Below are 7,904 nucleotides of genomic sequence, written 5' to 3' on the forward strand. Positions count from 1 at the left end.
AACTGATGATAGTAGTGCTCAAACGGCACTGACGCATACTGCTAGCAACATCGGTGCGATTGACGGTAACGTCATCATCAATGCTGGTGGTACTTACCAACAGACGGGCAGTAGTATTGTCGCGGGTATGGGTGCAGATAGTAGTGAAGATGTCAATGACGCCCTTGATAACAGCAGTCGCGGCAACACCGTTATCCGTGCCCAAGACATCAATATCGATAACGTCATGGATGTCTATACCAATCAAAGCGAGCAGAAGTTTAAGCAAAGTGGTCTGACCGTGTCCCTCTCAAACAGCCTCATTGACAGCGCCAAGAGTATCGACAACCTCATTGATGCTGGTGGTAATACAGGTAGCACCCGCATGAAAGGCATGGCAGGCGTCGCTGCTGGTCTTAAGACAAAAGCCTTAGCTCAGCAAGGATCAGATGTATTAAGTATGCTACAAGAAGGTGGCAAGCTACAAGACATAGGCAGCACTCGTATACAGGCCACCATTGGCTCATCAAAAAGTGAGTCCAATAGCAGCAGCTACACCGAGGTAAACCAAGGATCCAGCATTACCACTAATAACCTTGCCTTGATCGCTACAGGGGCAGGCACAGATAGCAATATCAACATAAACGGTAGCAACTTAAACGTTACCAATGACGCCCTATTTCAAGCCGACAATGACCTGACTATCAATGGTGTCGCGCAAAACAGCAATACTCGTAGTGATAATAAGAGCTCAAGTACCGCCATCGGTGCCTATGCAGCTACCAACCCAGGTAAAGGTGCTAGCTACGGCATCACTGCTAGTGCGAGTCGTGCAAAAGGCTATGCTAACAGTGACAGCACCACCTATGCCAACAGTCAAATCAATGTTGGTGACACCACCACCTTTGATATCGGTAATGACGTCAACATTAAAGGCGGGGTCATTAACACAGATCGTGCCCGAGGCGCTATCGGTGGCGACATGACCATCGAATCGCTACAGGATACGGCCACTTATGATAGCAAACAAAAAAACATGGGCTTTAGCGCTGACCTTGACATAGCAGGCGGTGGCGCAGGCTCTAGCCTCTCGGTTAATGGAGGCAAGACTGACTTAAATGCAGACTATCAAGCAGTCGGTGAACAGTCAGGCATCTTCACAGGTGATGGTGGTCTTGACCTCACTGCTAAAGGTAAAACGACGCTCATAGGCGGAGCGATTACCACCACCGAAGCCGCTCGTGACGCAGGACGTAATAACTATGAGAGTCTTGGCGGTATAGAGACGAAAGACATCAAGAACACCACCAGCTATGACGGTGATGCCATCCAAGTCGGTGTTAGTTTGGGTATGACTGAGAACAAGCCACAGGCCAATAGTAATGGTATAGGCTATGGCACAGATAGTGACAGTGATAGCAGTGTCACGCGCGCTGGTATTACGGGTATTGCAGGCAGTCAAGATATCACGACAGACAACCGCGCCGAGTATGCAGGCATCCTTGAGAATAACTTTGATGCCAATCAAGTGAATGAAGAGCTTGGGGCGCAGGTAGAGATCACCCAAGCCTTTGATCAAGAGCGTCGTAAGGTTAAGACGGAGATTAATAAGAAAGAGCAGAAGTTAAGGGATGCCGCTGAGGAGCAAGATAAGTTAGGCAATACAGCTGCTAGAGATACACTTATCGAACAAGCAGATAAAATACAAAACCAAGGATTATTGTTTGATGCCATCTCTGGTGCTATCTATGGCCCGAATAGTAATGGCGCTACAGGTTATGTTGCTAAAGTTACAAGTCCCTTTGTCGCTAGCCAGATTGGGACTTATTTTAAAGCAAATGAAGTCGTTAATAGTATAGATGGTGGCAATCGATCAGAACAAGGTAGTGCAGCTCATATTTTAGCTCAAGGTATATTAGGTGCTGCTGTTAGTTATGCAACAGGTAACGATGCATTGACTGGAGGCGTTTCAGCGAGTGCTGGAGAAGCTACAGCACCTATTATATCTGACTTCTTATTTGACACTAAAAATCCTGATGAATTAACTGCCGAGCAAAAAGATACCCTTAGTAGTATTACTAGCGCTTTAGGTCTAGGTATTGGTGCTACTACTGGCAGTGCGAGTAACGCAGCCAATGCAGCTGAAACAAGTAAGGTTGCGGTTGAAGACAACCATATGGGTGGTGATAGAAATAAGACTAATAAACAGTTGGCTGAAGATACTCGGAAGATGAATGAAAGAATGGAAGAGTTATTAGATGCTTTGCCTAGTTATCTAAAAAATTCAAAATTAATGAAAAATAAAGATGGAGATCTGATTTGGTGTTTACCGACTAGCAATCATTCTTGCGCCTCTAGTAGTGAGTTGAGGCTTGCGACTAATAGTGAAATAGAATCCGCTGCTAAGTCAGCTGTAACTGGAATTGCCATATCATCTGTAGGTGGTGCAGCAGGTGGTTACGCTGTAAAGTATGCTGGTAAAGCTGTTGGCACATATAAAACATGGAAAGCAGCTAGAGCAGCATCTGAACAGTTAGCAAAAAAATGGGCTGATAAAATTGATAAGGTTACTGTGCCACATAAAAGGCATTATTTGACACAAGTGAAGCACCAGTCGCCTAAAGATGTGAACACAATAGTCAACAACAATGTGGTTGATGTAGCTAAAGATATAAAAGATATTAAGAATGGTTTAGGAACGCCAGTTAGCGATTTAAAAATTGAAGTCAATGGTAGAACATATACAAGACATGGAGATGGAGGCAATCAGTTGATTCCAGTCAGCTCTAATAATGCTAATGAGATTTTTACGTTGAGCAGAGGAGAGTATCACAACTTAAAACAAATTATGAGAGACAAAGGAAACATAGATAAAACTCGATCTAATATGTCTAGAAGCGATGCTTTTAACCCTAATGACTTTAAAGAAGCTGTAAGAATTTACAATCTAACTAACTTGAGATAAATATGAAATATTTAAATATTGATTTTGAAAAAGAAGTCAACTTTGAGAAGCTTATTAAATTATTTTTAGATAAGTTTAATGATTTGAAAGTTGCTATAGTAATTAATTCTGAATTATTTTCAAACCTCGAAGGAGATGATGAAAAAGCTAGTATTTTTTGGAATATTTCGGATATTGATATATACAAAGATATAAAGATTCGCTCAAGCATTGATTTTTCTAAAAATGTAGATCTGTCAAGAGCTGAATTTTTACTATGGCTTCATATGATTTCTATCAATTTAGATTCAAAAATATATGTTCAAATTGACATTCCTGATAATCCTATTGGCTATTTTATAGCATGGAAAATAGATAGTAAAATTAAAAGTATAGTTTTCGACGCCGAAGAATTTTCTGAAGATTCTGAATTCGCTTACTGTGAACCTGTAATTGATATGACTAAATACTTAGATATTTAGAATTATAAGATAGCCGTTCATTGATATTTTTAGACACTTGAAAAAATAAACTCAGGCTAATCAAAGGCTACGATTCATAAAGAATCGTAGCCTTTTCTATGCCAACAGCCAAATCAACGTTGGTGGCACCACAATCCTTGACATTGGTAACGACTTAAGTATCAAAGGCGGCGTGATTAACACGAATAGAGCACAGGGCACTATCGGTGGTAACACCACTATCGAATCGCTACAAGACACCGCTACTTATGACAGCGACCAAAAGAACATGGGCTTTAGTGCTGACCTTGATCTTGCCAAAGGTACAGGCTCTAGCCTATCGGTCAATGGTGGCAAGACTAATGTCAATGCTGACTACAAAGCCGTTGGCGAGCAGTCAGGACTCTTTACCGGAGATGGTGGTCTTGATCTTACCGCTGATGGTAAAACCACGCTCATAGGCGGGGCGATCACTACCACCGAAGCCGCTCGTGACGCAGGACGTAATAACTATGAGAGTCTTGGTGGCATCACGACGCAAGACATCAAGAATACCACCAGCTATGACGGTGATGCCATCCAAGTGGGTGTGAGCATCGGTCAAACGGATAATAAACCGCAAGCCAGTATGAACGGCTTAGGTTATGGCAGCGATAGTGACAGTGATAGCAGTGTCACTCGCGCTGGTATTACGGGTATTGCAGGTAATGAAGATATCACCACGGACAACCGCGCAGAGTATGCAGGCATCCTTGAGAATAGCTTTGATGCTGGTCGGGTGAATGAGGAGCTGGGCGCGCAGACGCAGATTACCCAAGCCTTTGACCAAGAACGTCGTAAAGTCAAGAATGAGATTAATGCCAAGGAGAAGAAGTTAAGGGATGAGGCAGAAGAACAAGGACAGCTAGGTAATACCACAGCTCGCGATAAACTTATCGAACAAGCAGACAAAGTACAAAACCAAGGATTATTGTTTGATGCTATCTCTGGCGCTATCTATGGACCAAATTCAAACGGCGCGACAGGCTATGTCGCTAAAGTAGCTAGTCCTTTTGTATCTAATCAAATTGGACAATACTATAAAGAACAAAGTGAGACCCAAGGAGATAGTCTTACTGGCAGCCAGCAAGCGGGACATATATTAGCTCATAGCATTCTTGGTGCTGCTGTAAGCTATGCGACTGGTAATAATGCAGTGACGGGCGGTATTTCGGCAGGAGCAGGTGAGGCTACGGCTCCCGTTTTATCGAAGTTTCTCTATGGTAGTAGTGATCCTGCCAACCTAACTGCTGAGCAAAAAGATACCATCAGTGCTATTACTAGTGCAGTCGGTCTGACTATCGGTGCAACTACAGGTAATGCAAATGATGCAGCTAATGCTGCTGAGACAAGTAAGGTTGCGGTTGAGAACAATCAAATGCTTGTACCACAAGCTTATGACAAACTTACTGCTAAAGAGAAGCAGCTTTATAATAAATTGGAAAAGCGTAGAGCGCCTGAACTAACTGCATTCTTAAAGAATTACGAATCTTGTAACAGTAGTAGTTGCCGAGAAAGCGTTGAAGCTCTCTACCAAAAAGCCAGTAAACAATTTGGTGAAATAGTACTAAAAATGGTTAAAGAGGGTGACCTGAGTTTAGCTGAAGTCCAAATGCTTAACGATAACTTAGCGAATAAGTTTGCAAAAGCAGTAGATGGTGAAAAAGGTGCAATAGCAAGTCTGGAAACAAACCATTGGAGCCCATTAGGTGTTCTTGGTTATTCACAAAATCTAGATCAAGCGCTCGCACTAGCTAGACATAACTACTTAGTGAGTGAAAAAGGACTGACAGGAAAAGCATTAGCTAATGCGCTGAGTAAAGATGAAATTACCCAGCTTCTCGCTTTAGATATTCCGGTAGTGGGTGGGTTCGGTGTTGGACAAAAAGCTAATAAAACATCTAAACAGCCTACCAACAAATCTAATAATACTTGTTCATTTCGAGGAGATATGTTGGTTAAGACGATTGCGGGCTATAGACCTATTTCTGAAGTTCAGATTGGTAATATGGTGCTGTCTAAGAATGAAATAACTGGAAAATTAAGCTATCAAAGCGTATCGGATCATTATAATAATGCTTACAATGCTACCGTATATATTAATATTAAGGACAGCAATGGTAATACGCAAACTATCGTATCCAACAAGATTCACCCTTTCTTTACCCAAGTCAATACAAGTGCTCAACGACCAGAATCATCAGAAGGACATAATTATCGAGGCAATATTGATAATGCACAATGGATAGACGCTAGTAATCTAAAAGCAGGTTATCAGCTATTATCAGAAGATGGTCAGTGGCAAGTCGTTCAAAGTGTAAGACAAACGGATGAGCCATTATCTGCGTATAATTTAACTGTAGATAACGATCATACATACTTTGTCACAGGTAATGATAGTACGTATGGGGTTTGGGTACATAATGACTGTTGGAGTTCTCTACCAGATAGTGCCACGTACAATGGTAAAACGACATCCGATGGAAGAAAACTAGTTACATTTGTAGATGCTAATGGCAAAAGAGTTACAGCTTACAAAGGTACTGACGGACGCTGGTATAACCCCAAAGTTTATCCTCCTACTTCTCCACCACCGAAAAACGTAACTGCTAAACCACCACCAAAAGATCCAAATAGTACAAATCCCAATCGTGATGGCGCTAGAGCTGCAAAAGGACAGATATACTATCAAACTGATGCAGAGGCATTCGAAGCAGCTAAAAAATTGGGTTATACAAAAAAGCAGACAGGAGGTAGGAATAGACCAGCTGTTTTTATAAACCCAAAAACAGGAAAAGTTATATCGCGTGATATTGGTAGTGGCGATGGGAATGGTGCACATAATGGAGGAGTCTGGAAACAAGCTGATTCAATAGAAAAGGTGGGTAGCAAAAATACTAGAAATGGTACTTTTGATGCAAATATGAAAAAAATAGGAGATTAAAAATGGTTATTAAGACATATGCAGAGTGCAATCATATATTTTGGGATGAAGATTCTTTCAACTATTCTTTAGAAGAAAATGGCGTTTGGTGTTTCGATAAGTATTGGAAGTTAGAATATTTTTTGATTAAATTATGTCGAAGCTTAGAAGGAGATGGTTTTTTACATAGAGAATTAGCAGCAAACCTTCACTATTTGAGCTCTAACATAAACAACTTGATTGAAAGCCACAAAGACTCCTCGGATTTTTATAGCATCAAGGATTTTGATGAGGAGAAGGTTGATTATTGTCGTGATAGATTTAACCACATTATGAGAATACTATGGGGGAAAATACCTTTTAATACTAATGATTATATAGTTAACGGAAACCCTCTTTTGTAATACCCTGTATCTTAGATACTATCTATATTTTTTATGTTATACCATTTTCGTTTTGTATTTATGATTATGCCAATAAGGAATTAGTACTATGTCTTTAGAAAATTACAAACACTACTTTTGGGGAGAGCAATCTTTCTATTTTTCTTTAGAAGAAGATAATATATGGAGTTATCAAAAAACATATACTTCTTAGGACTAAGGATCAACCTCCTAATTGAGTTTCACAGAAACCCAAATAATACTTGCGATTTAGATAGATATAATGAAGAAGAAGTTGAGTACTGTTTGGATAGATTTAATCATATTATGCGAATCTTATGGCAAGCTGGCAGTTACAATTATGAAGAATCTTTGCCATTTTTTGAAGAAAACCCATTGTTTAAGTCTAACGATGATTGATTTTATCATATTAAGTTAAGCTTACAGTGCATATCATTATATATACTATATTTTTAACTATGAGACTGAGCTCTTCCATACCGAAAGCAACGTCGTCGTACGCGCCCAAGACATTGATATCGATAACGTCATAGAAACCAGTAGTCAACAAAATGAACAGCGCTTTAAACAAAGCGGTCTGACCGTCTCCGTCTCTAACAGTCTGGTTGACAATGCCAAAGCCATCGACAGCCTTATAGATGCGGGTGGTAATACCCAAAGCACTCGCATGAAAGGCATGGCTGGCATCGCCGCCACGCTAAAGACAAAAGCACTCGCTAAGCAAGGATCGGATGCCCTAACGGCGTTACAAGGTGGTAATCTAAAAGGTGTGGGCAACACCCGCATCCAAGCCACTTGGGGTACTTCAAAGACTCAATCAAACAGCTCAAGCGTCACCGAGGTCAATCAAGGCTCAAATATCGACACCAATAACCTTGCCCTGATCGCCACAGGGGCAGGTGCTGATAGTAATATCAATATCAATGGCAGTAATCTAACCGTCAGCAATGACGCGCTGTTCCAAGCGGACAATGACTTAAACGTCAATGGTGTAGCGCAAAACAGTAATACCCGTAGTAATAACCAAAGCTCAAGTACCGCCATTGGGGGTTATGCCAGCTTTGGTCAAAACACTAGTGCAGGTATCACTGCCAGTGCCAGTCGTGGCAAAGGCTATGCCAACAGTGACAGCACCACCTATGCCAACAGTCAAA

5 protein-coding genes are annotated in these 7,904 nt (G+C 41.2%); all 5 read left to right on the forward strand.

The window, feature by feature from the left end:
• A partial coding sequence (locus ACT3RN_RS13355) for a hemagglutinin repeat-containing protein (RefSeq protein WP_444518710.1) occupies positions 1–2,944 on the forward strand: 2,944 nt, incomplete at its 5' end.
• 2 nt (positions 2,945–2,946) lie between these two features.
• Positions 2,947–3,405 carry a hypothetical protein gene (locus ACT3RN_RS13360; RefSeq protein ID WP_192519880.1) on the forward strand — a complete coding sequence of 153 codons (459 nt, stop codon included), beginning with the start codon at positions 2,947–2,949 and terminating at the stop codon, positions 3,403–3,405.
• Between the two features lie 76 nt (positions 3,406–3,481).
• Positions 3,482–6,367 carry a polymorphic toxin-type HINT domain-containing protein gene (locus tag ACT3RN_RS13365; RefSeq protein ID WP_318779538.1) on the forward strand — a complete coding sequence of 962 codons (2,886 nt, stop codon included), beginning with the start codon at positions 3,482–3,484 and terminating at the stop codon, positions 6,365–6,367.
• A 2-nt stretch (positions 6,368–6,369) separates the two neighbouring features.
• Complete coding sequence (locus ACT3RN_RS13370; RefSeq protein ID WP_192519882.1) at positions 6,370–6,750, forward strand: Imm41 family immunity protein; 381 nt, start codon at positions 6,370–6,372, stop codon at positions 6,748–6,750.
• A 667-nt stretch (positions 6,751–7,417) separates the two neighbouring features.
• Positions 7,418–7,904, forward strand: a 487-nt coding sequence (locus tag ACT3RN_RS13375) for a hemagglutinin repeat-containing protein (RefSeq protein ID WP_444518711.1), incomplete at its 3' end; no start/stop codon positions are given.

Origin of the sequence: Psychrobacter sp. AOP5-GZ1-6 (genome assembly GCF_052376345.1) — a bacterium.
Classification (GTDB): Bacteria; Pseudomonadota; Gammaproteobacteria; order Pseudomonadales; family Moraxellaceae; genus Psychrobacter.

What these genes read in the sequence shown, in the direction of transcription:
- ACT3RN_RS13360 (WP_192519880.1), top strand. Translation starts at nt 2,947, where the DNA reads ATGAAATATTTAAATATTGATTTTGAAAAAGAAGTCAACTTTGAGAAG.
- ACT3RN_RS13370 (WP_192519882.1), top strand. Translation starts at nt 6,370, where the DNA reads ATGGTTATTAAGACATATGCAGAGTGCAATCATATATTTTGGGATGAA.